Origin of the sequence: Pseudomonas sp. PSB18 (assembly GCF_014596565.1) — a bacterium.
Lineage (GTDB): Bacteria > Pseudomonadota > Gammaproteobacteria > Pseudomonadales > Pseudomonadaceae > Aquipseudomonas.
This window is the reverse complement of the sequence record NZ_NOIN01000003.1, coordinates 535,808-561,274: the sequence shown is the minus strand read 5'-3', so window position 1 is coordinate 561,274 and position 25,467 is coordinate 535,808. Positions and strand designations below refer to the sequence as shown.

The 25,467-nt window shown below is 60.9% G+C and carries 19 protein-coding genes; 6 read left to right on the top strand and 13 right to left on the bottom strand.

The features are described from left to right. Nucleotides 1-78: 78 nt before the first annotated feature. Nucleotides 79-2,604, bottom strand: a complete 2,526-nt coding sequence (locus CGA22_RS10335; RefSeq protein WP_188258565.1) for a PepSY domain-containing protein — start codon at nucleotides 2,602-2,604, stop codon at nucleotides 79-81. 268 nt (nucleotides 2,605-2,872) lie between these two features. Further along, a complete protein-coding gene (locus tag CGA22_RS10330; protein WP_041020624.1) occupies nucleotides 2,873-5,191 on the bottom strand; it encodes a TonB-dependent receptor in 2,319 nt (772 codons plus the stop codon). 205 nt (nucleotides 5,192-5,396) lie between these two features. Here CGA22_RS10330 and CGA22_RS10325 point away from each other — a divergent pair, with 205 nt between their 5' ends. The 4 genes from CGA22_RS10325 to CGA22_RS10310 all read left to right on the top strand — a co-directional run bounded on the left by CGA22_RS10325 (nucleotide 5,397) and on the right by CGA22_RS10310 (nucleotide 10,288). Continuing rightward, nucleotides 5,397-6,077, top strand: coding sequence for a Fe2+-dependent dioxygenase (locus CGA22_RS10325; protein ID WP_041020623.1), 681 nt, complete (start codon nucleotides 5,397-5,399; stop codon nucleotides 6,075-6,077). Beyond that, the gene (locus tag CGA22_RS10320; RefSeq protein WP_041020622.1) at nucleotides 6,078-6,839 is read left to right on the top strand and encodes a tetratricopeptide repeat protein; all 762 of its coding nucleotides are present in this window, start codon (nucleotides 6,078-6,080) and stop codon (nucleotides 6,837-6,839) included. 256 nt (nucleotides 6,840-7,095) lie between these two features. After that, entirely contained in the window at nucleotides 7,096-9,315 is a 2,220-nt protein-coding gene (locus CGA22_RS10315) for an alpha-xenorhabdolysin family binary toxin subunit A (protein WP_188258564.1), read from the top strand. 94 nt (nucleotides 9,316-9,409) lie between these two features. After that, the gene (locus tag CGA22_RS10310; RefSeq protein WP_041020620.1) at nucleotides 9,410-10,288 is read left to right on the top strand and encodes a hypothetical protein; all 879 of its coding nucleotides are present in this window, start codon (nucleotides 9,410-9,412) and stop codon (nucleotides 10,286-10,288) included. 45 nt (nucleotides 10,289-10,333) lie between these two features. Here the strand turns inward: CGA22_RS10310 and CGA22_RS10305 are convergent, their stop codons facing one another. The 5 genes from CGA22_RS10305 to CGA22_RS10285 form a co-directional block, all read right to left on the bottom strand. After that, nucleotides 10,334-11,497 carry a type III PLP-dependent enzyme gene (locus CGA22_RS10305; RefSeq protein WP_041020619.1) on the bottom strand — a complete coding sequence of 388 codons (1,164 nt, stop codon included), beginning with the start codon at nucleotides 11,495-11,497 and terminating at the stop codon, nucleotides 10,334-10,336. A gap of 500 nt (nucleotides 11,498-11,997) precedes the next feature. Further along, complete coding sequence (locus CGA22_RS10300; protein ID WP_041020618.1) at nucleotides 11,998-13,155, bottom strand: betaine/proline/choline family ABC transporter ATP-binding protein; 1,158 nt, start codon at nucleotides 13,153-13,155, stop codon at nucleotides 11,998-12,000. A gap of 222 nt (nucleotides 13,156-13,377) precedes the next feature. Next, nucleotides 13,378-14,070, bottom strand: a complete 693-nt coding sequence (locus CGA22_RS10295; RefSeq protein ID WP_041020617.1) for an ABC transporter permease — start codon at nucleotides 14,068-14,070, stop codon at nucleotides 13,378-13,380. 10 nt (nucleotides 14,071-14,080) lie between these two features. Beyond that, nucleotides 14,081-14,974 (bottom strand): glycine betaine ABC transporter substrate-binding protein, encoded by an 894-nt coding sequence (locus CGA22_RS10290; RefSeq protein ID WP_041020616.1) that lies wholly within the window; start codon nucleotides 14,972-14,974, stop codon nucleotides 14,081-14,083. Nucleotides 14,975-15,000: 26 nt separating this feature from the next. Then, nucleotides 15,001-15,717, bottom strand: a complete 717-nt coding sequence (locus CGA22_RS10285; protein WP_041020615.1) for an ABC transporter permease — start codon at nucleotides 15,715-15,717, stop codon at nucleotides 15,001-15,003. Nucleotides 15,718-16,044: 327 nt separating this feature from the next. On the opposite strand from CGA22_RS10285, the gene CGA22_RS10280 reads away from it, so the two are divergent. Further along, a complete protein-coding gene (locus tag CGA22_RS10280; RefSeq protein ID WP_041020614.1) occupies nucleotides 16,045-17,628 on the top strand; it encodes a peptide chain release factor 3 in 1,584 nt (527 codons plus the stop codon). A 328-nt stretch (nucleotides 17,629-17,956) separates the two neighbouring features. Continuing rightward, nucleotides 17,957-18,205 carry a hypothetical protein gene (locus CGA22_RS10275; protein ID WP_041020613.1) on the top strand — a complete coding sequence of 83 codons (249 nt, stop codon included), beginning with the start codon at nucleotides 17,957-17,959 and terminating at the stop codon, nucleotides 18,203-18,205. 67 nt (nucleotides 18,206-18,272) lie between these two features. On the opposite strand, the gene CGA22_RS10270 is transcribed toward CGA22_RS10275, so the two are convergent. The 6 genes from CGA22_RS10270 to CGA22_RS10245 all read right to left on the bottom strand — a co-directional run bounded on the left by CGA22_RS10270 (nucleotide 18,273) and on the right by CGA22_RS10245 (nucleotide 25,326). Continuing rightward, on the bottom strand, nucleotides 18,273-19,253 hold the full coding sequence (locus CGA22_RS10270; protein WP_041020612.1) for a peptide ABC transporter ATP-binding protein: 981 nt from the start codon (nucleotides 19,251-19,253) through the stop codon (nucleotides 18,273-18,275). Beyond that, on the bottom strand, nucleotides 19,253-20,221 hold the full coding sequence (locus tag CGA22_RS10265; RefSeq protein WP_041020611.1) for an ABC transporter ATP-binding protein: 969 nt from the start codon (nucleotides 20,219-20,221) through the stop codon (nucleotides 19,253-19,255). The genes CGA22_RS10270 and CGA22_RS10265 overlap by 1 nt, the downstream gene beginning before the upstream one ends. A gap of 10 nt (nucleotides 20,222-20,231) precedes the next feature. Beyond that, nucleotides 20,232-21,143, bottom strand: coding sequence for an ABC transporter permease subunit (locus CGA22_RS10260; protein ID WP_041020610.1), 912 nt, complete (start codon nucleotides 21,141-21,143; stop codon nucleotides 20,232-20,234). 10 nt (nucleotides 21,144-21,153) lie between these two features. Next, the gene (locus tag CGA22_RS10255) at nucleotides 21,154-22,164 is read right to left on the bottom strand and encodes an ABC transporter permease subunit (protein ID WP_024777452.1); all 1,011 of its coding nucleotides are present in this window, start codon (nucleotides 22,162-22,164) and stop codon (nucleotides 21,154-21,156) included. A gap of 75 nt (nucleotides 22,165-22,239) precedes the next feature. Further along, nucleotides 22,240-23,835 (bottom strand): ABC transporter substrate-binding protein, encoded by a 1,596-nt coding sequence (locus tag CGA22_RS10250; RefSeq protein ID WP_041022728.1) that lies wholly within the window; start codon nucleotides 23,833-23,835, stop codon nucleotides 22,240-22,242. Nucleotides 23,836-23,910: 75 nt separating this feature from the next. Continuing rightward, nucleotides 23,911-25,326 (bottom strand): OprD family porin, encoded by a 1,416-nt coding sequence (locus CGA22_RS10245; RefSeq protein WP_041022727.1) that lies wholly within the window; start codon nucleotides 25,324-25,326, stop codon nucleotides 23,911-23,913. Nucleotides 25,327-25,467: the final 141 nt, after the last annotated feature.

Genomic DNA, 25,467 nt, shown 5'->3' with positions numbered 1-25,467 from the left:
GGTGTGTCAGCGACAAAGATGCTGTCTGATGCACCGCTATCGCGAGCAGGCTCGCTCCCACAAAGGAGAACAGGATTGTCAGTAAACGTCTCGCCGATAGCGCCCCTGCTCGATCAATCGCTCCACTTCCTCGGCCCCCAGCACGTCGTTGAGCACCTGATCTACCCCCGACGCCATGCCCTGCAAGCTACCGCAGACATAAATCACTGCGCCGTCAGCCAGCCATTGCTTGAGCAGTGCAGCGGATTCGCGCAGGCGGTCCTGGACGTAGATTTTCTGTTGCTGATCCCGAGAGAACGCCAGGTCCAGGCGTTCCAGGTCGCCGGAGGTGACCCATTCCTGAAGCTCATCGCGGCAATGGAAATCATGCTCGCGCTGGCGCTCGCCAAACAGCAGCCAGTTGCGTTGCGGGCCTTCGGCGACACGGGCCTTGAGCAAGCTGCGCAGCCCTGCCAGTCCGGTGCCGTTGCCTAGCAGGATCATCGGCACGCCCTGGGGTGGCAGGTGGAAGCCGCTGTTGCGCCGTACCCGCAGGCTGATGGCACTGCCCAGCGGGGCATATTCGGTGAGCCAGCCGGAGCCGATGCCCAGGCTGCCATCGGCATGGCGTTCCTGGCGCACGATCAGCTCCAGCATGCCATCGGCCGGGATCGAGGCGATGGAATATTCACGCGGCGCCAGCGGGGCCAGCGCGTCCAGCAGCGCCTGGGCATGCAGGCCCACCAGATGGGCGCGGTTTTCCGGCAACTGGCGGATCGTCAAGGCCTGCTCCAGGCTTTGCGGCAAGCCGTCGACCTGGACGCGAGCGTTGCCGGCGATACCCAGGCCCTCGAGAAAGTGCTCGATGGCCAGCAGGTCGTTGCGTGGCAGTATTTCCACCAGGTCGCCGGCCAGCCAGCTGCTTGGCCCAGGGGCGCTGAGGCCGAGCAGGTACACGCCCGAACCACTGCTGTCGGGGTTGAGCAAGGTGCGCTGGTTGAGCGTCCAATGTTCGAAATCGGGGGCTTTCCAGGTGTCCGCCGGCGCCTGCCCGGTCAGTTCGGCCAGTTGCTGTTGCCAATGACGCAAGGCGTAAGGGTCGCCGCTGTCGACTTCCACCGGGGCGAACAGGGTCTTGCCGCCATGCTCCGCCAGCCAGCTGTGCAGGCGTCGGGCGAAACCGCAGAAGTTGTCGTACTGCCGGTCGCCCAGGCCCAGCACCGCATATTGCAGGCGCTCCAGGCCCAGGGGGCGGCCCAGTACCTTGCGCTCGAAACCCCGGGCGCTGTCCGGCCCTTCGCCGTCGCCAAAGGTACTGACCACAAACAAGGCATGGGTGGAGTTGCTCAGGTCCTGCTCGCTGACGCCGGCCAGTGGCTGGACATTCACCGGCAGACCGGCGGCCTGGAGCTGGCCGGCGGTCTGCCACGCCAACTGTTCGGCAAAGCCGCTCTGGCTGGCGAAGCCGATCAGCCACGCGGGCGCGTCGCCGTGGCTGGCCGCCAACCCCTGGCGCGCTTGCCGGACTTGACGTTTCTTGCGGCGACGATCCAGGTACAACAACCAACCGGTGATGAAGAACAGTGGCATGGTCAGCGCCGCCACCGTCACCAGGATCCGCCCGATCAGGCCGAAGTAACTTCCTACATGCAAGGCATAAACGCTGGTCAGCAGTTGCGCCTTGAGGCTCTTGTCGCTGTAGCGACTGTGTTGGCTGACAACGCCGGTGGCCGGGTCGAGGACGATCTGGTTCAGTGCCCGGTCATGGGGCGAATGCTTCAACAGGTAGAACACCGTCGCCGGTTGCCCGGCCACCGGCGGCAGGCGCACATTATAGGACGCCAGGTCCGGGCCGGCGGCGCTGTAGATGCTGCTCCACATGGCCCGGTAATCGACCACCGGCGGCGGGCCGTCAGGCGCGGGGCCGCGGTTGCGCACACGTTCTTGCTTCGGTGAGTCGGAGAGCAGGCGGGTCACGCCTTTGTTGTACCAATCGTAGGACCAAGTCAGCCCGGTCAGGGCCGCCAACAGGTAGAACGCCAGGCACCAGGTGCCGGCCACCGAATGCAAATCCCAGTTGAAACTGCGGCCTTTCTTCTGCCAGTCGAGGGTCAGCCAGGCACGCCAGCTCTTCCACTGGCGCGGCCAACGCAGGTACAACCCGGACAGGCAGAAAAACACCAGGATCAACGTGCAGGCCCCGGTGATCTGCCGGCCCACGTCCTCCAGGGCCAGGATGCGGTGCAGCTTGAGCAGCAGGCCGAAGAAGTCCTGGCCCACCACATCGCCCATGAATTGAGCGTTGTACGGGTTGAAGTAGCGCATGGCCCCGCGCTTCTCCCCGGGCGGCGCGGCGAAGATCGCCCGTGCGGCATTGCCGCTGTCGGTCTCGACCCAGAGCATGGCGACGGTTTTACCGGCGGTGGCCTCGATCTGTTCCACCAGTTCGGCGGGTGGCAGGACACCGGCCGGTTGTTTCTCCACCGTCAGCACCTGTGGGTTCAGCGCCCGCAGGATCTCGTCCTGGAACGACACCGCCGCACCGGTAATGCCCATAAACGCCAGGACCAGCCCGGCACTGATGCCGAAAAACCAGTGCAACTGGAACAGGGTTTTCTTCAACACGTCGCCCGCCTTTCATTCATTACGGTTCATCACGGCGTGCATTATGCCGTGTGTTATCGAGAAGCATTCATAAACACACATAAAAGCCCCGCTCATAAAAGATGAGCGGGGCTTTTGCGTACGGTCAGTGATGTCGAAATCAACCCTGTGGGAGCGAGCCTGCTCGCGAAGGCGGTGTGTCAGACAGTATTAGTGTCGACTGATCCAACGCTTTCGCGAGCAGGCTCGCTCCCACAGGTGACCGCATCACGGCCCCAGCCATTTCCGATCAGAAATGGAAGTTGGTGCTCAACAGCGCCGTACGCCCCGCCGCCTGGTTGGCGAAATGGGTCGAGAACGCTTTGTCGTAGTAGGTTTCGTTCGTCAGGTTCTGCACGTTGAGTTGCAGGTCGAGGTGCTTGCTGACCTTGTAGTTGGCCATGGCGTCGTAGCGCACGTAGGAGTCGACCATGGTGGTATTGGCCACGCTGCCGAACACGTCGTCGACATAGAAGGCGCCGCCGCCGATGGTCAGCTTCGAGGTGAGCGCGTAAGTGGTCCAGACGCTGGCGCTGTTCTTCGGCGTGTTCGGCAGCTCATTGCCGTCGGTGGTGCTCAACGGGCCGCCATCGACCTGTTCGCTGTCCAGGTAGCTGTAGCCGGCGAACACTTGCCATTTTTCGGTGATCTTGCCGCTGGCCGAGAGTTCGAGGCCGTCGACACGGGTCTTGCCGGCGTTCTCATAGGTCGTGGTATCGACTTGGACCCGGGCGTTCTCCTTCTCGGTGCGGAAGACTGCGGCGGTCAGCGAGAGGCGACTGCCCAGCAGGTCCCATTTGGTGCCGATCTCGTAGTTCTTGGTGGTTTCCGGCTCCATGTCGCTTGCCAACAAGTTGCCGTTGCGGTCCGGCGTGCCGCCCAACGGGTTGCCTTCGGTGCCTTCGCCGACCATGTTGCCCGGCGGTGTGGCCGAGGTGGCGTAGGAGGCGTAGATACTGCCGTTGTCAGCGGGCTTCCAGACCAGGCCCAACTGACCGGTGACGAACTCGCTGACATCATCGCCCTTGGACGTGGTGGTGCCGGCGGCGTTGTAGGTCTTGTACTTCGTGTCGAAATGATCGTAGCGCAGGCCCATGTTCACCAGCCATTGCGGCGTCAGCTCCAGGGTGTCGAACACATAGAGCGCGCGGGTGACGCTGGTGGTGTCGGTGCCGGCGTAGTTGCGTGCGATGGCGCCGTTCCACGGATCATTCGGGTTCGGGTTGGACAACGAGGTACAGTTGAAGCCACTCGATGCACCGATCATCGATGGGGTGCAGTTGGTGTTCGCTGCAGCGGTGCCCGGTACGGTGTCGGTGTTGACGGTGTAGGCGGATTTTTCGCCTGTCTCGCGGCTCAATTCGATACCGGTGGAGAAGCTGTTCTTGAACCCGGCCACATAGAAATCACCGAACAGGTCGGTCTGGTTGGTGGTGGTATCGACGTTGCTGACCCGGCTGTTGGCCCGGCGCCAGACCGTTCCGTTGTTGACGTTGCCCTTGCTGTCGTCGGGCTGGGTCAGGATGTAGTCCTGCAGGCTGGAGCCATGGCGCAGGGTGTTCTTGACCGTCAGTGCATCGCTCAGGTCATGCTCGATGGCGAAGGTCGCGGTGTCGACGCGGGTCTTGCGGAAGTCGCGGTCGGTGAGGCCATAGAAATTGCTGCTGTCGCCGCCGTCGTTGGGTTTGTCCGGGTTGGACTGGGTGCGGTCGGCCGTCCGCCCTGAGGCTGGCATGCTGTAGGGGATGCCCGAGTCTGGCAGGTCGTTGCTTTCGAGATGGTAGTAGTCGAGGTTGACCCGGGTGTCCGTGCCGAGGCCGAACGCCAGCGATGGCGCGATGCCCCAGCGGTCGTAGTTGACCTTGTCGCGGCCGGCGACGTTGCTTTCATGGCTCATCAGGTTGAGACGACCGGCGGCGCTGTCGCTGAACTGATAGTTGCCATCCAGGGTGTAGCGTTGGGTCTGGTCCGAGCCCCAGGTGAAGCCCCCGTCGAAGGTGTCGCCCAGGTGAGCCTTCTTGCTCACCAGGTTGATGGTGCCGCCCGCTGCGCCACGGCCACCGATGGCCGAGTTCGGCCCCTTGCTGACTTCGATGGACTCCACGGCGAAGATTTCGCGGCTTTGCGAGCCCGTGTCGCGCACGCCATCCAGATAGGTATCACCCTGGGCATCGAAACCGCGGATGAATGGGCGGTCCCCCTGGGGGTTGCCGCCTTCACCGGCGCCGAAGGTGATGCCCGGCACGGTGCGCAAAGCATCCTGCATATTTAGCGCGCCAGTATCCTTGAGCACTTGCTGAGGGATGACGGTCACTGAGCGCGGGGTGTCGACCAGCGACGCGGTGTATTTTGGGGAAGAGGCTTTTTCGACCTGATAGGACGTCGTGTCCTGGGCCTCGCCGGTGATGCTGGTGGCATCCAGGGCAATGGGCTCGCGCGGGGCCTTTTCATCGGCGTTCTCCGCCGCCTGAGCCAGTTGGGCCGCGGCCGTCGCACTCAGGGCGACGCCAATGGCGGACGCCAGCAGACGAGGTGACTGGACCGGTAATGGTGATGATTGACGCGACATGAATATTGCCTTCCCCAAGGTTTCGAGGCCGCGGAATATAGGGTAAACGAGTCTCTATATCAATTGCGAAATATTTCTATTTGAGAGGAATTTCCGTTTTTATAATTCGTCTTTCCGGTTTTGGTCACGGGATGCATCGTGGGGGTTGTGCACAGCTAATAAGAATCACTACCATTGGCGCCCATTTTATCCACAGGCTCGATCCATGTTGCTGCACATCCCCGGTGTGTTTTCTCCCGAAGAAGTGCAGCGCATCCGCGAGGCGCTGGAACAGACCGAGTGGATGGACGGGAAGATCACCGCCGGTTACCAGTCGGCCAAGGCCAAGCACAACCTGCAATTGCCCGAGGGCCATCCCCTGGGCAAGGAAATTGGCGCCGCGATGCTCGAACGGTTGTGGAGCAACCCGCTGTTCATGTCTGCCGCGATACCGCACAAGGTGTTCCCGCCGCTGTTGAACTGTTACACCGCCGGCGGCAGTTTCGACTTCCACATCGATAACGCCGTGCGCCAACCTAAGGGCAGCGCTGAACGGGTACGCACCGATCTGTCGGCCACCCTGTTCTTCAGCGATCCCCGGGACTACGACGGCGGCGAACTGGAGATCCAGGACACCTACGGCACCCAGCGGGTCAAGTTGCCGGCCGGAGACATGGTGTTGTATCCGGGCACCAGTCTGCACAAGGTCAACCCGGTGACCCGTGGTGCCCGCTATGCGTCGTTCTTCTGGGTTCAGAGCCTGGTGCGCGAAGACAGCCAGCGCGCGTTGCTGTTCGAGATGGACGGGGCGATCCAGGCATTGACCCGCGACGTGCCGGACCATCCTTCGTTGATTCGCCTGACCGGCACCTACCACAACCTGCTGCGCCGCTGGGTCGAGGTGTAGATGGCGGACTTTCGTCTGCGCCGCGAGGAAGTGCTCGACGGCGAATCTCTCAAGGCGATGCTTGAAGAAAGCCCGGCGCGGGCGGCCCAGGCGATCCTGCTCGCGGCGGGCGAGGGTGTGCTCGATGCCCAGGCGTTGCTGGGTCAGATCCTGCTGGACGGTCAGGGCATCGCCCGGGATCCGGTCCTGGCGGTACGTTGGTTCGGTATTGCGGCGCGGCGCGGGCACCCGATGGCGCGCAACATGCTGGGGCGTTGTCATGAGCACGGTTGGGGGTGTGTCGCCGACTCCAGCGTCGCCGCCCGGCATTATCGCCTGGCCGCCGAGGCGGGGTTGGACTGGGGGATGTATAACTACGCCAATCTGCTGGCGACCGGGCGCGGTGTGGCCGAAGACCAGGCGCAGGCCTTGAATCTCTACCGTCGCGCCGCCGAGGCGGGCCACGCAAAGTCGATGAATCTGTTGGGGCGCTATCTGGAGGACGGACGCTGCTGTCCGGCGGATCCGTTGGCGGCGGTGCAATGGTATCGACGGTCGGCCGAAGGTGGCGACTTTCGAGGGCAATTCAGTCATGCGGCGGTGCTGGCGGGTGATGGGCGCATTGACGAAGCCCTGGGCTGGTTGCGCAAGGCGCTGGCTGCCGGGAACGTGAATTTTCTGCGGGTGAGCAGTGAGTCGTTGTCGGGGGCCTCTCACCCTGAGATTCGCGCCATGGCGCCTATTTACCGACAACGTTTATTGCAACTGACCCCGTTGCAATAGTTGCGTCGGTTCCGCTCATCATTCTGGCTCCAGATAAAGCGTCGTTAACGCTTGGTAATGACTGAATATTTGCCATTGGCTCAGCGCTTGTCCGGGCTCTCGGGCCATTGTCTTGTTTTCTAATAGTTGAAGAGTAGTGGGCGTGCGCGCAACTGCTTTAGAGTCATTTTGCGCGATCGGTAATCATGTTTGTGATGTTTCATTCAGATTGTCATCGACGCAACTTCAATGAACTTTAGAAGACAGGAAGTCTACGATGGAATTTAACGCTGACGATAAGATCGTCGATGCCGCAGCGCAAGCGCCCAAAGTTTTTATAGAGGCGTCTTTGGGCAGTGGGAACGAATATAACCGGGAACCCGGCATACAACTTACCAAAGAGCAGATCATCAGTCTGCGCCGGTATGAGGTGCTCGGCTTGTCGCTACCTTACCGTTATAACGACGTGGTGGCCTATTTAAATTACGGCGCTGGCGATGACGGTGGTCTCGGGCTGACGGCCAGGGATTTTCTACGCACATTCACGATGACCTATGACCATGCCAAGCGTTGGGCGCCGTTGCGTCGGGAGATCATGCTGACCGGCACTCATCTGAAATTGTTTGCCGAAAAGATCCTTGAGAATGGCGCAGGGATCGTTGAGGTTTATGACGACAGTGAAATAGCGAAACACCTCAGGGAACATGGAATCAGCACCGTAGAGGGCTATCTGCAGCTCAAGCTCAAACACCCCCGGCTCCCCGACGTGACGCTGCCTTCGGGGGATATTCCAGAGATCAAGTACTACCTCAATGCCATGCTTTCTGATGTGAAGGATTGCCAGGTTAAGGCGGAAAATGTCAGGTCGGAGCTGGACCGCTTCGGCACGGACCTGCGAGAAAAGGTGCTGCCGGAAGTCAAGCTGCGGTTGAAAGCGGTGAGCGAGAATTCCTATAGGCAGGACATTCAAGTGCTTCAGGATGATATCGATCAGCGTGCCGCGGAGCTTGATGAGCTTAATAAGAAATACGATCAGATGGTGAAGGAAGCGATTGTCGCCGCCGCCACCCTCAATGTCGGCGGGTTGGTTCTTGGTATCTACCAAGGGGTCCAGGCCGAGAGAATACGCAATCAACGCAAACAGTTGAAAGAAGTACAGGACATTGCCATCCAGAACATGGCCAGCAAGAGCCAGACACTGAGTTCGTTGAATCGCGTGCGAGGCGATCTGCAGAACCTGAGTGCCGTTACGATTGAAGCTGAAGTGGCCACCCAGAACCTCATGCTGGTATGGGAAGCGCTCGGCTTATATATCGATTCCTCGGTAAAGGAGATGGATAAGATAAATAACGCCGTGAGCTTGAGGGGATTTATCCGGAACGTGAAGAAAGTGCTCACGCCCTGGCGGGATATTCGCACCGGTTCCGATGCATTGCTTGCAGTGTTTGCAGAAGCTCAACGGGAGTACGAAATGGGTAATTTGATATCAAGGAGGATGGGGCGAATGATGTTGAGGGTCGCCGATTATCCGGCTTTTGAGGTGATGGCGTTACGCAGTCATAACTCGAGCGTTCAGAACTCCAGCGTTCGGGCACAGATGTTGTTTCAACGGCATGCTTATCTGCCGGGTGTGGTAGAGAGAATGACCGGCCTGGCGCTTGTGATCGACAGTACGACGTTTGGTTTGCGCAGCCGCGCGCAGACAACGATGTATGTATTGGACCGGGCGCTCGGCAACCTCAAGCAGATTCAAGAGGATTTCGACAACGCCCACGACAGGAATGAGCAACTTGAAATTTCCAGGGAAATGGAAGATGAGCTTCAAGAGGTGTTCGTTGCCGTCGCCCAGCAGACCCGCGAATTGAAAGCGCTCCAAATCGACCTCGGTGCCCGCTACGACAAGAGCGCCTCGGCGCAATGGATCGCTACCTTGGAGCAGGACCGGGCGTTTGCAGAGGCGCAAAAAAACAAGGCCGAGGCCAAGCGAGTCGAATTGGATGCGCAGATGAAATCGGTTGCCGATGCGATTGAGTTGATTGGAAGAGCCGGCGTGGAAAAAATCGGTCAGCAGGCTCAGTTGACCGTGGATAATCTGATGGCGATGGGCATGGCGCCCCCTCAGGTGCAAATTGCCATGTTGGCCATGGACACGCTGAAGAAAACGCTCTCCGGCATCGCCGAAACCATTTCCTATCTCAACATGGTTGCCGGGTACAACCGGCTTGAGGAACGGGCCAGACAACTGCGCCTGGAGGCAGAGGCGTATACCAGGGACATCGCCCTGATCCAGGGCAAAGTTGAACTGGTCCAGACGCTTGACGCATTGGACAGTGGACGTGGGAATTTCCTTAAGGAGTTCCTGAATATCATGGCTGCGTTTGAACAGTTCGCGGGGGTTTTCGAGCCGCAGAAGTCGCAACCTGTCGAGGCGCGCGTGCGCAGTGCATGTGATCTTATCCCTGGCATGATCAATCATTTGCGTCCCCTCCGTGGATAACACACGCCTCGGAGCGGAGTCTTCCTGACCGCAATGGACATTTCCATCAATGAAGCGATGGCGGACCTGTGTCTGCCATCGCCAAGAGCAGCCTATGGATCAATTTGGCTATACATGGACGGGGGCACAGCGAAAGACCCTGGATCGTTACGCTCATTTCCTGGGTTCCCTGCGCTCGATCCTGAATAACATCTCGGGCGCTTTTGAACGGCGTCGAAGTGCGGGTCATCAGCCATCCGTGCTGATGATGGATTCGCGGTGGAACAATGCATTCTTCAACGGACAGTATCTATCGGCGCTCTGGCGCTACGTCAATGAGTTCAAAATGTCATTGAAAAAGGATGTGGATGTACTGGCGCTGTTCAGCCGGGATGCACTCGACATCACCGCGCGGTTCTCCAGAAGGGAAGCGATTGAACACGTGGATTTCAGACTGTTCAGTTTGTCTCGCTCAGTGCGGTGGTTGTTGGCTCCCCCGACAAAGGTAGAGGACCTCACCCATGAGCTTCACCTGCGCTTTATCAACCATAGAAGCACGATCAGACAGTGGGTGTTTCGCTTCGATGAGCTGCATCGAGAGTCGCTCGGGTTGAAGCCGGTGTTCACCAGCGCCATGGATCAGAGCGTTTGTCGTTGCCACACCCAACCGAACGTGGCGCAGATGTTATTCCAGGAGGCGATCACCACACCCGTTTGGGACCTGGTTTATTCCTCTCGGGACGCTGCGATCAGGGCGATGGAATACACAGCCGACATTGCCCTGTTGTTCAAGGCATTCAATCACCTGAACGGGCAGATGGGCTTGTGGGCGCAGGATCTATATCAGCGTATGGAGGACGTGGTCCTGACGCTCAGGCGCGCAAGCTACGCGGTGCGGCTGGGAGAACTGAATTCGAAATTGAGCGCCGCCATGAAAGCGCTAGGTCAATGCATGACGCTGCTGGAGGATTTCGAGAACTGGCTGCGCAAATAAAAAGGTCCATGCACACTGCATGGACCTTCTTATCAACAAGTTGCGTTATACGTAGAACGACTTCAGCGGCGGGAAGCCATTGAATTCCACGGCGCTGTAGCTGGTGGTGTAGGCACCGGTCGAGAGCCAGTACAGGCGATCGCCGATGGCCAGGTTCAGTGGCAGGCCGTACTTGTAGTTCTCGTACATGATGTCGGCGCTGTCGCAGGTCGGCCCGGCGATGACCACTTCTTCCATTTCGCCTTTCTTCTCGGTCCAGATCGGGAACTTGATGGCTTCGTCCATGGTTTCGATCAGGCCGGAGAACTTGCCCACGTCCGTGTAGACCCAACGCTCGACGGCGGTACGGGATTTACGGGCGACCAGCACCACTTCGCTGACCAGGATGCCGGCGTTGGCGATCAACGAACGGCCCGGTTCGAGGATGATTTCCGGCAGATCGTCGCCGAAGTCTTCCTTGAGGAAGCGGATGATTTCCTCGGCGTAGGTTTCCAGGCTGTTGGTGCGGGTGATGTAGTTGGCCGGAAAGCCGCCGCCCATGTTGATCAGCTTCAGGACGATGCCGTCTTCTTCCTTGAGACGCTCGAAGATCACCTTGACCTTGGCGATGGCAGCGTCCCAGACGCTGATGTCGCGCTGTTGCGAGCCGACGTGGAACGAAATGCCGTATGGCACCAGGCCCAGGTCACGGGCCAGGATCAGCAGGTCCATGGCCATGTCGGTCTGGCAGCCGAACTTGCGCGACAGGGGCCAGTCGGCGGTGGTCGAGCCCTCGGTCAGGATGCGTACGTAGACTTTCGAGCCCGGCGCAGCCTTGGCGATGTTGCGCAGGTCGGCTTCGGAGTCGGTGGCGTACAGGCGCACGCCCTTCTCGTAGAAGTAGCGGATGTCCCGGGACTTCTTGATGGTGTTGCCGTAGCTGATCTGGTCTGGCGTTACGCCACGGCTCATGACCTTGTCCAGCTCATAGATCGAGGCGATGTCGAAGTTCGAGCCTTTTTCCTTGAGCAGGTCGATGATTTCCACCGCCGGGTTGGCCTTGACGGCGTAGTAGACCTTGGCGAATTCGAAACCTGCGCGCAGGTCGTCGTAGGCCTGGGAGATCATCGCGGTGTCGATCACCACGAACGGGGTTTCCTGCTTGTCGGCGAACGCCTTCATTTTCTGAAAGGTTTCGCGCGCGAAATAATCTTCGACCTGGATCGACATACGTTGGGACTCCTACTGGCAAACATCAGGATCAATGGGTTTGAGGGCAGGCTGCCCCCGTGAACGTCCTCCGTATCCCCACTTTGGTTCGCCTACTTCCCAAGGCATGTCGCCGAAAGCAAAAAGGCCATGGGCTGCGTGGTGCCCTTGGCCTTGCTGTCTCGTCGTCAGTACTTGAGCCGGATGGATCGTTTCCAGCATGGACGTTCGGCGCGAACTTTAGGGCGTGAGGGGCCTGAGATCAACTAAAAATGTCGCGTTTTTGCACACATCCGTCGTGCGGCCCGCGACAGCTCCTGATGTAACCGACCTGTATGACGGATTGATGTTCCCGTTGGATGAGTTAACGAGGCGTTCTGGGGACAGACGATTGCGATGATAAACCCGCAACCCTGTGGGAGCCGAGCTTGCTCGCGATGGCGGTGGGTCAGTTGGCGGCAGTGCTGGCTGTGCCGCCGCTATCGCGAGCAAGCTTGGCTCCCACAGGGGTTTGTGGGCGATTAAGCCTGCGCGGTTTCGGCCGGCGAGACGATGCTGGTCTTGCCGCCACGGGACTTGCCGGAGCTCAAGTACTCGGCGATGGATTCCTGGGTCACCTCGCCGAGGAAGACCCGTTCGGCGTCCATCACCGGCAGCCACGAGCGGTTGAACTCGTACATGCGCGACAGCAGGATCCGCAAATGCTCGTCGTAGGCCGCCGTGGCATTGAACTCCCGCAGGAATTGCCCGCAGGTGCCGGTCTGGCGGTGCAGGTCGCGCCGGCGCACATAGCCCAGGGCCTTGTTCTCGGCACAGGTGACCACCACGTAGCGACGGTCATGCTCGTCCATCAATTCCAGCGCCTCGGCCACCGGAGTTTCCGGGCTGACCGAAGGCGCGTTGTCGGCTGCGTCCTCGGCCTTGACCAGCAGCAGACGCTTGAGCGTGCTGTCCTGGCCGACGAAATTGCTGACGAACTCGTCGGCCGGGTGTGCCAGTAGCGTGTCCGGGTGGTCGCACTGGACCAGCTTGCCGGCACGGAAAATCGCGATCTTGTCCCCCAGCTTGATGGCTTCGTCGATGTCGTGGCTGACCATGATCACGGTCTTGTTCAGCGCCCGCTGCATCTCGAAGAACTCGTTCTGGATCATCTCGCGGTTGATCGGGTCCACCGCGCCGAAGGGTTCGTCCATCAGCAGCAGCGGCGCGTCGGCCGCCAGGGCGCGGATCACGCCGATCCGTTGCTGCTGGCCGCCGGACAGTTCACGGGGATAGCGATGCAGGTACTGCTTGGGTTCGAGCTTGATCATGCTCATCAACTCGCGGGCGCGGTCGTGGCATTTCTGCTTGTCCCAGCCAAGCAACTTCGGCACCACCACGATGTTCTCCTCGATGGTCATGTTCGGGAACAGGCCGATCTGCTGGATCACGTAGCCGATGTTGCGGCGCAGGGTCACCTCGTCCAGGTCGGTGGTGTCTTCACCGTTGATCAGCACCTTGCCCGAGGTGGGCGGGATCAGGCGGTTGATCATCTTCAACGTGGTGCTCTTGCCACAGCCCGACGGCCCGAGGAACACGCAGATCTCGCCTTCGTTGACGGTCAGGTTCACCGAGTCCACGGCTTTCACATCCTTGCCGTTGCTCTGGAAGATTTTGCTGAGGTTCTGAAGTTCGATCATTTCGTTAATCCTGTGTAGGGGGTGTTCGCCGCAAATGACGGGCGCGTTGGAGCTGAGATCGCGCCGGGCAAGGCGTGGGACGCAGGGAATGGTGTTCCCTTTCCAAGTCCCACAACGCAGCCCGGCGCGATCTCAGCTCCAACCCGTAGGGCCGAGCCCCACAAAGCGCAATCCGTCGTTGCTCGTCGTTCATTTGGATAAACCAAACTTCTCTCCTCGCGCCTAGTCTTGCGCTTTGTGGGGCATCGGCGCGCCCGTCATTTGCGGCGAACACCCCCTACTAGTCAGCGAGCGTTGCAGCCATTGCAGGAGCAGGTCGGCGAAGATGGCCAGGAGGCTGACCAGCACGGCGCCGACGATCAGCATCGACATGTCGCTGCGGCTGATGGAAGCGAGGATGAGCACGCCCAGGCCACCGGCGCCGATGGTGGCGGCGATGGTCATGACGCCGATGTTCATGACCACGGCGGTGCGCACGCCGGCGAGGATCACCGGTACGGCGATGGGCAGCTCCACCATGCGCAGGCGCTGGCCGAAGGTCATGCCGATGCCGCGGGCGGCTTCACGGATACCCGGTTCCACACCGGTGAGGGCCAGGTAGGTGTTGCGCATGATCGGCAGCAGGGAGTACAGGAACACGGCGGTAATCGCCGGCATCGGCCCCAGGCCCTGGCCAAACTTCGAGTAGAACGGCAATAACAGGCCGAACAGGGCAATCGACGGGATCGTCAGCAGCACTGTGGCGCTGGCCTGTAACGGCCCGGCGAGTGCCGGGAAGCGGGTCATGAAAATGCCCAGGGGCACGCCGATGAGAATCGCCAGGGTCACGGCGATACCCACGAGGGTGATGTGCTGCCAGGTCAGGTGCATCACCTGCTGCCAGTCGAGGTGGGAAAAGGCGTTCAACAGTTCCATGGCTTTTTCCTCAGTCGATGGGGTGTTGGCGCAGGAAGTCGGCGGCCACCACGGAAGGGCTTTCATGGTCAACGTCCACGCGGGCATTGAGTTGGCGCATGGTTTCATCGTCGAACAGCTCGGCCAGCGGCTTGAGCTGCGCGGCCAACTGCGGATGGGCGTCGAGGAACGCCTGGCGCACTACCGGCGCGGCGGTGTAGTCGGGGAAGTAGTGCTTGTCGTCCTCGAGCAATTTCAGCTTGAAGGCATTCAACCGGCCGTCGGTGGTGTACACCAGCCCGGCGAACACCTGGCCGTTGCGCAGGGCGGTATAGACCAGGCCGGCGTCCATCTGCCGGATATTCTTGCGGGTCAGGTTCATGCCGTATTGCTCGACCAGGCCCGCCAGACCGTCGGAGCGGTTGGCGAACTCGGTGTCCAGGGCCACCAGGTGGTTCTTGTCCGCCTCGGCCTGCAGCACGCTGTTCAACTGGCTGATGTTGCTGATCTGCGGGTACTGGCGGGCGATTTTCTCCGGCAGGGCCAGGGCGTAGGTGTTGCTGAACTTCGACGGCGCCAGCCAGGCCAGGCCCTTTTTCGCGTCGAGTGCTTTCACCCGGGCGTAGGACTGGGCGCTGTCGAGTTTCTCGGTGACATGGTTGTAGGCCACCAGGGACACGCCGGTGTATTCCCAGAGCAGGTCCAGTTGCCCGGTTTCATGGGCGCTACGGGCCAGGTTGCTGCCCAGCCCGCCGGTGATCTGCGCGTCGTAGCCTTTGCTGCGCAGGTATTGCGCGGTGATTTCCGCCAGCAGTGTCTGCTCGGTGAAGACCCGGGCGCCGAGGCGGATCAGCGGTTTTTCAGCGGCCTGGGCGAATCCTGCGAACAGCAGGACACAGCCCAGTATCAAGCTCAACTTCTTCATAAACGATTTCCTTTATCCAGCCGGCTTTATGACGGTCGCAGACCGCGTTCCAGCCAGAGGCGGCTGGCCAGTGTCACCAAGCCGTCGAGCAACAACGCCAGCAGGGCGGTGCAGGCGGCGCCGAGTAACAGTTGCGGCTGGTTGTTCAAGGCGATGCCGGGGAAGATCAGGCTGCCAAGGCTGTTGGCGCCGATCAGGAAGGCCAGTGGCGCGGTGCCGACGTTGATTGCCAGCGCGACCCGCACGCCACCGACGATGATCGGCACGGCGTTGGGCAGTTCGACTTTCCACAGCACCTGGCGCGGGGTCATGCCGATGCCGACAGCGGCTTCCTTGAGAGAACCCTGGACGTTTTTCAGGCCTTCATAGGTGTTGCGCACGATGGGCAGCAGCGAGGCGAGGAACAGGGCGAAGATGGCCGGCCCGCTGCCGATCCCCAGCACGCCGAGGGCGATGGCCAGTACGGCCAGGGGCGGCACGGTGTTGCCGATGTTGAAGACTTGCATGAAGCGCTCGGCGCGCCCGACCATGCAGGGGCGGCTCAAGGCGATACCGGCGGGGATGCCCACGATCAGGGCTGCCAGCATGGAAACCAGTACCAGCATCAGGTGGGCTTGCAGATAGAACAACAGGTCGTCGCGATAATGTCGGATCGTATCGATGCCGATCCAGTGGACCAACAGGGCCAGGAGCGCGACGACGACCACGCCTCCTGTCAGCCCTTTGCCATAGCGGATAGCCACAGGCGGACTCCTTTCTTTCAGTCGGCGCACGCTTTCCCGGGCGGCAGACCGTGGGGTTGCCGGGAAAACGTTCGCGAGAAGCAGCTCTTTTCGATGCCGGTAAAACGGCATGTTATTGAGCCATGAGCGCAGCCTCGTCAGGCTAACTTGCTGATTTTTCAGCCCCCGACGAATAAATGCAGCAGGGAGGTGGACGTCTCCACGGCGCAAAAGGTTCCCCTGTCGGGAAGCATCGGGCCACCTTCGATGTGCTCAACGGTTCGGTTCCTGGCACAAGTTGAGCTATAATCGCCGCCCTTTTTTGAATCACCTGCCAGGCGATTTCCCATGACCAAACAGGCCGCCGAAGTCGCGAAACGCCGCACTTTCGCCATTATTTCCCACCCCGATGCCGGTAAGACCACCATCACCGAGAAGCTCCTGCTGATGGGCAAGGCGATTGCGATTGCCGGTACGGTGAAGTCCCGCAAATCCGACCGCCATGCCACTTCCGACTGGATGGAGATGGAAAAGCAGCGGGGGATTTCCATTACCACGTCGGTCATGCAGTTCCCGTATCGCGAGCACATGATCAACCTGCTCGACACCCCGGGCCACGAAGACTTCTCCGAAGACACCTACCGCACCCTGACCGCGGTGGACTCGGCGCTGATGGTCCTCGACGGCGGTAAAGGCGTCGAGCCGCGGACCATTGCGCTGATGGAAGTCTGCCGCCTGCGGGACACGCCGATCGTCAGCTTCATCAACAAACTCGACCGGGACATCCGCGACCCGATCGAACTGCTCGACGAGATCGAAGCGGTCCTGAAGATCAAGGCTGCGCCGATCACCTGGCCGATCGGCTGCTATCGCGACTTCAAGGGCGTGTACCACCTGGCCGATGACTACATCATCGTCTACACCGCCGGTCATGGTCATGAGCGCACCGAAACCAAGATCATCGAACGGCTGGACTCCGACGAAGCGCGCGCACACCTGGGCGACGAGTACGAGCGTTTCGTCGAGCAACTGGAGCTGGTGCAGGGTGCCTGCCATGAGTTCGACCAGCAGGCGTTCATCGATGGCCAGATGACCCCGGTGTTCTTCGGGACCGCGCTGGGCAACTTCGGCGTGGACCATGTGCTCGACGCCGTGGTCGACTGGGCGCCGCGGCCGCTGCCCCGGGTCGCCAACGAGCGCACTGTGGAGCCGGTGGAAGAGAAGTTCTCGGGCTTCATTTTCAAGATCCAGGCGAACATGGACCCCAAGCACCGCGACCGTATCGCGTTCATGCGCATCTGCTCCGGCAAATACGAAAAAGGCATGAAGATGCGCCACGTGCGCACCGGCAAGGACGTGCGCATCGGCGACGCCCTGACCTTCTTCTCCTCCGAGCGTGAGCAACTGGAAGAAGCCTTCGCCGGTGACATCATCGGCCTGCACAACCATGGCACGATCCAGATCGGCGACACCTTCACCGAAGGCGAAGTCCTGGGCTTCACCGGCATCCCGCACTTCGCCCCGGAACTGTTCCGCCGCGTACGCCTGAAGGATCCGCTCAAGTCCAAGCAACTGCGCCAGGGCTTGCAGCAACTGGCCGAAGAAGGCGCCACCCAGGTGTTCTTCCCGGAGCGCAGCAACGACATCATCCTCGGCGCGGTCGGTGTGCTGCAGTTCGATGTGGTCGCCAGCCGCTTGAAAGAGGAATACAAGGTCGAATGCTCCTATGAGCCGATCACCGTGTACTCGGCCCGCTGGATCGAATGTAGCGACAAGAAGAAACTCGAAGAGTTTTCCAATAAAGCCGTGGAAAACCTGGCGCTGGACGGTGGTGGTCACCTCACCTACCTGGCCCCGACCCGGGTCAACCTGGCGCTGATGGAAGAGCGCTGGCCGGACGTGAAATTCCGCGCGACCCGCGAGCATCACTAAGCGCTGAGCCGCAAGATCAAAGCCCCGTTGCGAAAGCCGCGGGGCTTTTTTATACCTCCTCGTTACGGCGCTGCCCCTGTGGGAGCCGAGCTTGCTCGCGATGGCGGCGCCCCGTTCGGCATTGATCTTGGCTGACAGGTCGCTATCGCGAGCAGGCTCGCTCCCACAGGTCATAGCCGTTCGGAATAGACGCTATTCGAAAGTGGTCTGTCCCCAAGCGGCATTCTGTCCTCGGTTCTGCGTCCTAGTCTTACGAGCCAGCCTGTTCGGGACTAGATTTCCTGAACGCCGTGGGGTCCCGGCTTTATTCAGGAGAGAGGAATCGGCTATGAATAGGTTTCTACGCGTGATGTTGTTGCTGAAGGTGTTGGTGATGTTGTCCCTGGGGGCCAGTGCTGTATGGGCCGAGTGCGTCGACCACGAGCAACATGCCTCGAGCGGGCAAGGGGGGCACGGGGCAATGATGTTTGCTGCGGCCGAAACACAACCGGGGGATCAGGACGATGACGACTCGACGATAGACCAGCCCGACACCGACGATGGGGATGAGGGCGACGAAGGCGACAGCCAGACGTAGCCTCCAGAACGACAAGTAGAAGACTGTGGCGAGGGGGCAAGCTCCCTCGCCACAGGTTCGGCTGGTGTTACGCCGCGCCGTCGAGGAATTGCTCGGCGTAGTGACACGCTACCAAGCGATTATCCAGAGGACGCAGGGCCGGTTCTTCGGTCTTGCAACGCTCGGTGGCATACGGACAACGCTTGTGGAAGGCGCAGCCGGACGGTGGGTTGAGCGGGTTGGGCAGCTCGCCGACGATCTTGATCTTCGGCTTGTTCGGGTCCGGGTGGATGGTCGGGGTGGCCGACAGCAGCGCCTGGGTGTACGGATGCAACGGGCGGCTGTAGATCGACTCGTTGGGCCCCATCTCTACCGGGCGGCCGAGGTACATCACCATCACATCGTCGGCGACGTGTTGCACCACCGCCAGGTTGTGGGAAATGAACACGTAGGCGGTGTTGAACTCCTGCTGCAGATCCATGAACAGGTTCAGCACCTGGGCCTGGATCGACACGTCCAGCGCCGACGTCGGTTCGTCCGCCACCAGCACCTTGGGTTGCAGCATCATGGCACGGGCCAGGGCGATGCGCTGGCGCTGGCCGCCGGAGAACATGTGCGGATAGCGCTGATAATGCTCGGGGCGCAAGCCCACCTGCTTCATCATCGCCTGAACCTTCTCCCGCCGCTCGGTGGCCGACAGGTTGGTGTTGATCAGCAGCGGTTCGGCCAATTGATCGCCGATCTTCTGCCGCGGGTTGAGGGAGGCGTAAGGGCTCTGGAACACCATCTGCACGTCTTTGCGCAACTGCTTGCGTTCGGCCTTGTTGGCGCCGGCCACTTCCTGCCCGGCAATCTTCAAGGAGCCGGAGGACGGCTCTTCGATCAAGGTCAGGGCCCGGGCGAGGGTGGATTTGCCGCAACCGGATTCACCCACCACGGCCAGGGTCTTGCCGGCCTCGAGTTCGAACGACACGCCATTGAGGGCGCGCACGGTGGCATGGCCCTTGAACATGCCACGGGACACTTCGTAATGACGGGTCAGGTCACGGGCGGTAAGTACGACGGCCATCACGCCACCTCCTGATTCAGCGGGTAGAAGCAACGGGCGAGGCTGTTGGTTTTCGGATCGAGGGCAGGGCGCTGTTGACGGCAGTTGTCCTGCACGTAGGGGCAGCGTGGCGACAGCAGGCAGCCTTGCGGGCGGTCATAGCGACCGGGAACGATGCCCGGCAACGTCGCCAGGCGCTCGGCGCCCATGCTGTGCTCTGGAATCGCCGCCAGCAACGCTTCGCTGTACGGGTGGGCCGGAATGTCGAACAGTTCCGGCACCTTGCCCACTTCCACGGCTTGACCGGCGTACATCACGCAGACGCGCTGGGCGGTTTCGGCCACCACGGCGAGGTCGTGGGTGATCAACACCAGGCCCATTTCCTGCTCTTTTTGCAGGGCCAGAAGCAGGTCCATGATCTGCGCCTGGATGGTCACGTCCAGGGCGGTGGTCGGTTCGTCGGCGATCAGCAGCTTCGGCTCGCCGGCAATGGCCATGGCAATCGCCACGCGCTGGCTCATGCCGCCGGACAGTTGATGGGGGTAGGCGTCCATGCGGCTCGCGGCGCCCGGGATCTCGACTTTTTCCAGCAGTTCGATGGCGCGCTTGCGGGCGGCCTTGCCGGACATCTTCAAATGCAGGCGCAGCACTTCTTCGATCTGGAAACCCACGGTGTAGCTGGGGTTGAGCGCGGTCATCGGGTCCTGGAACACCATTGCCAGGTCCTTGCCGACGATCTGCCGGCGTTGGCGGGCGCTCAGCTTGAGCATGTTCTTGCCGTCGAAGTTCAGGGCATCGGCGGTGACGATGCCGGGGTGCTCGATCAGGCCCATCAGCGCCATCATGGTCACGGATTTACCCGAGCCCGATTCGCCAACGATGGCCAGTACTTCGCCTTTTTCCACGCTCAGGTCCAGGCCATCGACCACCGGAACGGCGTTGGCGTCGCCGAAGCGGACGTTGAGATTCTTGATTTCTAGCAGTGACATGGGAATCTCCTCAGGCGGCATTCTTGAGTTTCGGGTCCAGCGCATCGCGCAGGCCGTCGCCCATCAGGTTGATTGCCAGCACGCTGAGCAAAATGGTCAAACCGGGCAGGCTCACGACCCACCAGGCGCGTTCGATGTAGTCCCGGGCCGAGGCCAGCATGGTGCCCCACTCCGGCGTCGGCGGTTGCACGCCCAGGCCGAGGAAGCCCAGGGCGGCGGCGTCGAGGATGGCCGAGGAAAAGCTCAGGGTCGCCTGCACGATCAGCGGTGCCATGCAATTGGGCAGCACGGTGATGAACATCAGGCGCGGCAGGCCGGCACCGGCCAGACGGGCGGCGGTCACGTAGTCGCGGTTCAGTTCGCCCATGACGGCGGCGCGGGTCAGGCGCACGTAGGACGGCAGCGATACGATGGCGATGGCGATCACGGTGTTGATCAGGCCTGGGCCGAGGATGGCGACGATCGCCACGGCCAGCAGCAGCGAAGGCAGGGCCAGCATGATGTCCATCAGGCGCATGATGGTCGGGCCAAGGATGCGCGGGAAGAACCCGGCGAACAGGCCCAGCAGGATGCCCGGGATCAGCGACATCACCACCGACGACAAGCCGATCAGCAGCGACAGGCGCGAACCCTGGATCAGCCGGGACAGCAAATCGCGGCCCAGTTCGTCGGTGCCCAGCAGGAACTGGATCTGCCCGCCTTCAAGCCAGGCCGGCGGCGTCAGCAGGAAGTCGCGGTACTGCTCGCTCGGATCATGGGGGGCGACCCAGGGGGCGAAGATCGCGCAGAACACCACCAGGATCATGAACATCAGCCCAGCCACGGCGCCCTTGTTACGGGAAAACGCCTGCCAGAATTCTTTGTACGGGGACGGGTACAGCAGGCTTTGATCGACTGCTACCGAAGGAGTTGGAGTACTCATGGATTTGATCTCAGCGCTGGTGACGGATGCGTGGGTTGGCAAAGCCGTAGAGGATGTCCACGACGAAGTTGACCAGAATCACCAGGCAGGCGATTAACAGGATGCCGTTCTGCACCACGGGGTAGTCCCGGGCGCCAATGGCCTCGATCAGCCACTTGCCGATGCCCGGCCAGGAGAAGATCGTTTCGGTCAGGACCGCACCGGCCAGCAGTGTGCCGACCTGCAGGCCGACCACGGTCAGTACCGGGATCAGCGCGTTGCGCAGGCCGTGGACGAACACCACGCGCGCCGGCGACAGGCCTTTGGCCCGGGCAGTGCGGATGTAGTCTTCGCGCAGCACTTCGAGCATCGAGGAGCGGGTCATGCGGGCGATCACCGCCAGCGGAATGGTGCCCAGCACAATGGCCGGCAGGATCAGGTGGTGCAGCGCGTCGAGGAACGCACCCGGTTCATCGGCGAGCAAGGTGTCGATCAGCATGAAGCCGGTTTTCGGCTCGATGTCGTAGAGCAGGTCGATGCGTCCCGATACCGGGGTCCAGCCCAGGGACACCGAGAAGAACATGATCAGGATCAGGCCCCACCAGAAGATCGGCATCGAGTACCCCGCCAGGGAGATACCCATTACCCCATGGTCGAACAGGGACCCTCGCTTGAGTGCCGCGATCACCCCGGCCAGCAGGCCCAGGATTCCGGCGAACAACAGGGCGGCCATGGACAATTCCAGGGTCGCGGGAAACAGGGAGCTGAACTCGGTCCAGACGCTTTCGCGGGTGCGTAGCGATTCGCCGAGATCACCGTGGGCCAGTTTGCCGATGTAGTCCAGGTACTGGGCGTACAGCGGTTTATTGAGGCCAAGGCGTTCCATTGCCTGAGCATGCATTTCGGGATCGACCCGACGTTCGCCCATCATCACTTCCACGGGGTCGCCGGGGATCATGCGAATCAACGCGAAGGTCAGCAAGGTGATGCCGAAGAACGTGGGGATCAATAATCCCAGTCGGCGGGCAATAAAACTAAACATCTTCAGGTGTACCTCATCAGCCGGTTAGGCATGTCCGGCACCCCTTTGATCAGGGGATACCGGACGCTTTCTTATCTACTTCACCTGGGTGGTGGCGAAGTTGTTGGTGGTGAGCGGGCTAATGGAGTAGCCCTCTACGTTCTTGCGCATTGCCGTGAACATCCGGGTGTGGGCCATGCTGATCCACGGTTGGTCCTGGTTGAAAATCACCTGGGCCTGTTCATAGAGCTTGGTGCGCTCCTCGGGGTTCACTGTGGCGCGGGCCTGATCGATCAGCGCCTGGAATTTCTCGTTGCACCAGCGGGCGTAGTTTTCGCCGTTCTTGGCCGCCTCGCAACTGAGCATAGGCGTCAGGAAGTTATCCGGGTCGCCGTTATCGCCCGCCCATCCGGCGGAGACCATGTCGTGCTCGCCGTTTTTCGCACGCTTGAGCATTTCGCCCCATTCCATGACGCGGATGTCGACCTTGATCCCGACCTTCGCCAGGTCGGCCTGCATCATCTGTGCGCCGAGCATCGGATTGGGGTTGGTCGGGCCGCCACCGTTGCGGGTGAACAGGGTGAACACGGTGCCTTCCGGCACGCCGGCTTCCTTGAGCAGTTGGCGGGCCTTGTCCAGGTCCCGGGGCGGATTCTTCAGCTCGTGATTGAAGCCCAGCAGGGTTGGAGGGTAGGGGTTGACCGCCACGGTGGCGTTGCCCTTGCCGAACAGCGCGTTGACGTAGGCTTCCTTGTCGAAGGCGATGTCGATGGCTTTGCGCACCCGCACATCGCTCATGTATTTGTGCTGGGTGTTCATGGCGACGTAGGACACGGTCATGGCATCCAGTTCATCGACTTTCAGGTTGGCGTCTTTCTTGATGCTCGGGATGTCGTCGGGCTTGGGGTACAGCGCGACCTGGCACTCGTTGGCCTTGAGCTTCTGCAGGCGCACGTTGTTGTCGGTGGCGATGGCCAGTACCAAGGCATCGGCCGGCGGCTTGCCGCGGAAGTAGTCCGGGTTGGCCTTGAAACGAACCTGGGCGTCCTTGTTGTAGCGCTGGAAGATGAACGGCCCGGTGCCGACCGGCTTGCTGTTGAGGTCGCCGGCCTTGTTGGCCTTGAGCAACTGGTCGGCGTATTCGGCCGGGTAGATCGAGGAGAAGGCCATGGCGATGTCGGCCAGGAACGGCGCTTCACGGCGGGTCAGGGTGAACTTGACCGTGTGCTCGTCGACTTTCTCGACGCTTTTCAGCAGTTCTTTGAAGCCCATGCTTTCAAAGTAGGGGAAGCCCACACTCGACAGTTTGTGCCATGGATGATTCGGGTCCAGCTGACGCTGGAAGCTCCAGACCACATCGTCGGCGTTCATGTCGCGGGTCGGCTTGAAGTATTCGGTGGTGTGGAACTTGACGCCTTTGCGCAGGTGGAACGTGTACGTCAGGCCATCGTCGCTGATGTCCCAGGATTCGGCCAGGGCCGGAATCACTTCGGTGGTGCCGGGCTTGAAATCGGCCAGGCGATTGAAAATGGTTTCCGCCACGGCGTCGGCAGTGACTGCAGTCGTGTACTGGACCATGTCGAAGCCTTCCGGGCTGGCTTCTGTACAAACCACGAGGGGCTTGGCCGTGGCGCCAACGGCGACACTCAGCAACGCAGCGGCGATGGCTGCGCGTAGGGGGATCATGTTCATCGTCATATCCTCTGCAATCGGTTGAACGGCAAAAGCCGGACGGCCGACCTCGTGAGTCGACCGTCCGGGCAGGGTTTATAGAATGTTGAACGGAATGGTGGTGACGAGGCGGAACTCGTTGAGGCTGCCGTCTGCCTGGTTTTCACTGGCGCGGTGCGCGGTGTAGGTCGCGCGGATCGCGGTGGCTTTCAGCGGGCCGCTCTGGACGGCATAGGATGCACCGATGCCGTATTCGTAGTGGTGCTCACCGTCCATGGCTTTCACATCGCTATAGCCGGTGCTGTTGTAGTGAGTACCGTCGATGCCCCAGCCGCGGGCCTGGTAGATGTTGAACTTCAGGCCCGGCACGCCGTATTCGGCCATGTTCAAGCCATAGGCGATCTGGAAGGATTTCTCGTTCGGGCCGTTGAAGTCCGACAGCAGGGAGTTGGCCAGGTAGATGCCGTTGGTTTCATGCAAATAGTCGAAGTACTCGTTACCGTTCACTTCCTGATAAGAGAACGTCAGGCTGTGGGCCTGGTGGGTCAAGCCGAACGACAGGGAGTAGGTGTCGTTGTCGATCTGGCCCAGCTTGCTTTTGCCCGAATCCACGGTCTTGTAGTAGTTCAGGCCGGTGGTCAGGCCCAGCACCGAACTGTCGCCCAGTTCGTGAGTGGCGCCAAAATAGTATTGATTCCACAGGTCTTCGGCCTGGGTCGCCCAGAGGCTGGTTTTCAGGCTAGCCAGCGGCTGGTAGGTGATCCCTGCGGTGTTGACGTGATCGGTTTCAACGCTGGTGTCGCCGTATTCGGAGCGGAACTTGCGCTGGCTCTCTTCGGTACGTGGCGAGTTGCGGTCGAAGGTCGCGATGTCGAAGCCCAGGTTCTCGAACTCTTCGCTATGCAGGCTCACACCCTGGAAGCTGGAGGGCAAGGCACGGTTACCGATGACGTCGACCATCGGGCTGCTGAAATTCTGGCGACCGGCGGTCAGGGTGGTGTTCGAGATGCGGGCCTTGACGTTGGCCAGGCCCAGCTTGCTCCACTGGCCAACGGCGTCGCCGCCTTCATGGGTCAGGGTACGGTTGTTACCGGCGCCAGGACGAGTGGTCGGCGCACCGCCGTTGTTGGACGCCAGGTCCTTGCGGTCACGATCCAGGGCGATGGCGTTGTAGGCGGCCACTTCGGTACTGAAGCCTACGGTGCCTTCAGTGAAGCCCGAGTTGTACTTGATGATGGTGCCTTGCAGCCAGTTGATGCGGCGGTCGGTTTCACGAGGCTGACCGTCTTTGCGGTAGGTCAGCTTGGTGCCGCGCTTGAATTGCTCGTTGGCGTACCAGTTACGGGTCGAACCGGTCACCGATTGGCCTTCCACAAAACCCTTGGCTTCGCTTTGTGCGCTGGTGGTCTTGAGGGTCACCGGGGTAACCGCTTGGCTTTGCGACTCAGCGTAGGCTGTCGCGGTGACGCTGCTGATGGCCAGGGCCAGTAACGCGGTGCTGCTCAATTTCATGGGTAACGCTCCTTTTTCTTTCTTTTAATGCCGGTCTTTTTTGGTGATACGGCTATCGGTTTTTTGCTACTGGCTACAGGTCGCAAACGTTTGCAGGATGCCTGATCGGCGAATGACGGCAAGACGTTTGCGTGAAGGCCC